This window comes from Caballeronia sp. (genome assembly GCF_049581465.1).
GTDB lineage: Bacteria > Pseudomonadota > Gammaproteobacteria > Burkholderiales > Burkholderiaceae > Caballeronia.
This window is the reverse complement of sequence record NZ_JBAUSA010001060.1, coordinates 1-3,783: the sequence shown is the minus strand read 5'-3', so window position 1 is coordinate 3,783 and position 3,783 is coordinate 1. Positions and strand designations below refer to the sequence as shown.

Here is a 3,783-nt window from a genome sequence, read left to right as displayed (position 1 = left end):
CGGCGAGGCGGCGCGGGGCGGTTCCCCGCGCCGCCTCGCTTTTTTGCGTCCACGATTTTTTCAGACACCGTTTTCCAGAGGTCGATTTGAGCATCAAGCATGATTCGTTCGAGACAATCATCGAACGGGAGAAGGGGCTGCACCGGAGCTTGAGCGCCGGACAAATGTCGATGATTGCGATCGGCGGGGCGATCGGAACGGGACTGTTCCTGGGCAGCGGCTTCGCAATCGGGTTTGCCGGTCCGAGCGTGCTGGTGAGTTACGCGATAGGCGCGGTGATCGCGTTGTTGCTGATGGGTGCGCTAGCCGAAATGACCGTCGCGCATCCTACGTCGGGTTCATTCGGCGCTTACGCCGAGTTTTATATCGGGCCGCTCGCCGGCTTTCTCGTGCGTTATGCGTATTGGTCGGCCGTTGTGTTCGCGGTCGGGACCGAGGTCAGCGCGGTCGCCGTGTTCATGAAGTACTGGTTCGCGAATGTGCCGGGCTGGTACTGGATCGTCGGATTTTCAGGCGCGCTGATCGTCGTGAACGCCGCGAGCGTCAAGGTGTACGGCGTGATCGAATATGCGTTCTCCATGCTGAAGATTGTCGCAATCCTCGCGTTCATTCTGCTTGGCGCGGTGTTCGTGTACGGCGCGCCAGCGTCGTCCGGCGTAGGTTTGCAGAACTTCACGGCCTATGGCGGCTTCTTTCCGCACGGCGTTCGGGGCATGTGGATCGGGGTCATCGTTGCGATCTTCAGCTACCTGAACATCGAGACCATCGCGGTCGCGGCGGGCGAGGCGAAAGATCCGCAGCGCGCCGTGACGAGGGCGTTCCGCTCGACCGTATTCCGTCTCGTGTTGTTCTACATGCTTACCTTGGCGTTGATGCTCGCGATCGTCCCATGGACGCAAGCGAGCACGGACGAAAGCCCGTTCGTCAAGGTCATGGCCGCCACGCACGTACCGTACGCGGCCGGCGTGATCAACTTCGTGGTGCTTGTGGCAGCGCTCTCCGCCATGAACAGCCAGCTCTACATCACCACGCGCATGATGTTCAGCCTGTCGCGCGCCGGCTACGCTCCGGCGCGGTTCGGACGACTCAGCGCGAATGGCGTACCGACCGCTGCGCTGTCTTTATCGACGATCGGCATTGCGCTTGCGACCGTGCTGACCGCGTTCTGGCCCGCAGCGGCGTTCGGCCTGATGATGTCGCTGGCCATTTTTGGCGCGATGTTCGCGTGGCTGATGATCTTCGTCACGCATCTGTTTTTCCGCGCGCGCTACAACGGGCCGACCCCGTCGTTCCGGATGGCGCTGCACCCTTTCGGCAGTTTGCTCGGCGCCGCGCTGATGGCGGCTATTCTCCTGACCACCGCGTTCACCCAGCAATTCCGCATGACGCTCGTCTACGGCTTCGCATTCCTCGCGGTCCTGACGGGCACCTACCTCATCTACTACAGAAAACACGGGTAAATACCTACCATAAGTTCTTTGCGCGACTTTCGTTTCGAAACTAAAATCCTTCGAAACGAAAATCACTTCAACGCGCCATCGACCTATGCTCGCTAACAAAACATCGCTTCATCGACGCTTGCAGATTGTTGAACTGGTCCGAAAGCGCGGCGATGTTTCCGTCGAAGAACTGAGCCTGGCCTTCAGCGTATCGAGCGTCACGATTCGCTCCGATCTCAGCTACCTCGAACGCCAGCGCTACCTTGTACGCACGTTTGGGCGAGCGCGTTATCTGCCGCAGCAAGCTCACGACAACGCGAGTGCGCCTGCCGCGCCGAGCGCCGTGCGCAAGGCCGCTGAGATGGCGATCGCGCGTCTGGCGGCCGATTGCGTGGACGATCATGCGTCCGTGTTTATCGGCGCGGGTGACTTGACCCACAAGGTGTTGCCCTTGCTCGCCGACCGGTCCAATCTCGTGGTCGTGCTCAACGATCTCGCGATGGTTCCAACAGCGCAGCGTTTCCTGCATTGCGAGTTGCAGCTTACCGGCGGGGCGCTCAACGACAATTCCACCGTGCTGACGGGACCCGACGCCGAGCGCTCACTCACGGCTCGTTCGCTGGATCTGACCGTGCTGGAAGCGACGGGCATCGACCACGACGGCAATCTGTTGTGCGCCGACGCGCGACTCGCGCAGGTTTACCGGTCCGCGTGCAAGACGTCGCCCGGCGTTGTGGTTCTGGCATTCCAGCTTTCATTCGAGGGCGGTGAACCGTTTTGCCGGCTTGCGGATCTGGCTGCCCTCATTCTTGACGAAGCGATCGATCCGTCCACCATGGAGCGGTTCGTCGCTGCGGGTTTGCACCTTCATCGACGGGCGGAGGGAATTCTCGAATTCCAGTCGTCCGCTCCCGAACTTCTTTCTTCTGCGACTCACCATGCCTGATACATCACGCAAAACCATCGTCGCGATGGGCGAAATTCTCGTCGAAATCATGGCGACGGAAATCGGCCAGAGCTTTCGCCATGCCGGCACGCTGATTGGGCCGTTCGCGAGCGGCGCGCCGGCTATTTTCATCGATCAGGTGGCGAAACTCGGTAGCCCGTGCGCGATGATCGGCTGCGTGGGCGACGACGATTTCGGCAAGCTCAATATCGACCGCTTGCGTAGCGACGGAGTGGACGTATCGGGCATTGCGGTGCTGAAAGACGCAACCACGGGCAGCGCGTTCGTGACGTATCGCGAGGGCGGCGATCGCGATTTCATCTACAACATCACCAACAGCGCGTCGGCGCAGTTATCGGTGGCGAATTTGCGCGACGACCTTCTCGCAAACTGCGGGAATTTTCACGTGATGGGCTCGTCGCTGTTCTCGTTTCGCATTATCGAAGCGATGAAGCGGGCGATCGAAACCGTGAAGTCGAACGGGGGTACGGTGAGTTTCGATCCGAATATCCGCAAGGAAATGCTGCGGATTCCCGAGATGCGCGATGCGCTGGATTTCATCCTCGACTACACCGATGTGTTCCTCCCGAGCGGCCACGAAGTCACGCTGCTGGCGAGCGCGACGTCGGAGCGGGGGGCGATAGATGAACTGCTCAAGCGTGGCGTGAAGGAAATCGTGGTGAAGCGCGGCGCTGAAGGTTGTAGTTACTTCGATGCCAGCGGCGAGACCCACAGGCCGGCATTCAAGGTGCAGGAACTCGATCCGACGGGCGCGGGCGACTGCTTCGGCGCGACATATATCAGTTGCCGTGCGCAGGGCATGGACGTGGACGCGGCGTTGAAATACGCGAGCGCAAGCGGCGCGCGGGCGGTCGGTGTGAAGGGTCCGATGGAAGGCACGGCGACCTTTGCCGAACTCGATGCATTCCTGTTGTCCGCGGAGTAGCGCCATGAACACAGCGATGAAATCAATCGTCTCGCGCTTGAGCAATGCGCATCCGGCGTCGGCCTGGCTTGCCGGTATGTATTCGATTTGCTCGGCGCACCCGTGGGTGCTCGAAGCCGCAATGCGTCAGGCGCTGGCCGACGAAGCACCGCTGCTGATTGAATCGACATCGAATCAAGTTGATCAATACGGCGGCTACACGGGCATGACGCCCGATGATTTCGTCGGGTTCGTGCGGGCAATTGCTGAGCGCGTCGGCTTCCCGCACGAGCATCTGATACTCGGGGGCGATCATCTTGGGCCGAACGCGTGGCGTCATCTTAGGGCCGACGAGGCCATGCAGCGTGCTGAAGTACTGATCGACGCGTATGCATCGGCGGGATTCACCAAGCTTCACCTCGATACCAGCATGCCGTGCGCGGGTGAGCCGGAGCGCTTGTCGGATGCAGTCG

At 60.8% G+C, this 3,783-nt stretch carries 4 protein-coding genes; all 4 read left to right on the top strand.

The genetic code is table 11. The features are described 5' to 3' along the window. The first annotated feature begins 86 nt into the window (after positions 1–86). The gene (locus WCA53_RS25940; RefSeq protein WP_423917186.1) at positions 87–1,460 is read left to right on the top strand and encodes an amino acid permease; all 1,374 of its coding nucleotides are present in this window, start codon (positions 87–89) and stop codon (positions 1,458–1,460) included. Between the two features lie 85 nt (positions 1,461–1,545). Further along, positions 1,546–2,385 (top strand): DeoR/GlpR family DNA-binding transcription regulator, encoded by an 840-nt coding sequence (locus WCA53_RS25935; RefSeq protein ID WP_423917179.1) that lies wholly within the window; start codon positions 1,546–1,548, stop codon positions 2,383–2,385. Continuing rightward, a complete protein-coding gene (locus WCA53_RS25930; protein WP_423917174.1) occupies positions 2,378–3,331 on the top strand; it encodes a tagatose kinase in 954 nt (317 codons plus the stop codon). The genes WCA53_RS25935 and WCA53_RS25930 overlap by 8 nt, the downstream gene beginning before the upstream one ends. A gap of 16 nt (positions 3,332–3,347) precedes the next feature. Then, positions 3,348–3,783: class II D-tagatose-bisphosphate aldolase non-catalytic subunit (locus WCA53_RS25925; protein ID WP_423917183.1), on the top strand; the 436-nt coding region annotated here is incomplete at its 3' end.

What these genes read in the sequence shown, in the direction of transcription:
- WCA53_RS25935 (WP_423917179.1), top strand. Translation starts at nt 1,546, where the DNA reads ATGCTCGCTAACAAAACATCGCTTCATCGACGCTTGCAGATTGTTGAA.
- WCA53_RS25930 (WP_423917174.1), top strand. Translation starts at nt 2,378, where the DNA reads ATGCCTGATACATCACGCAAAACCATCGTCGCGATGGGCGAAATTCTC.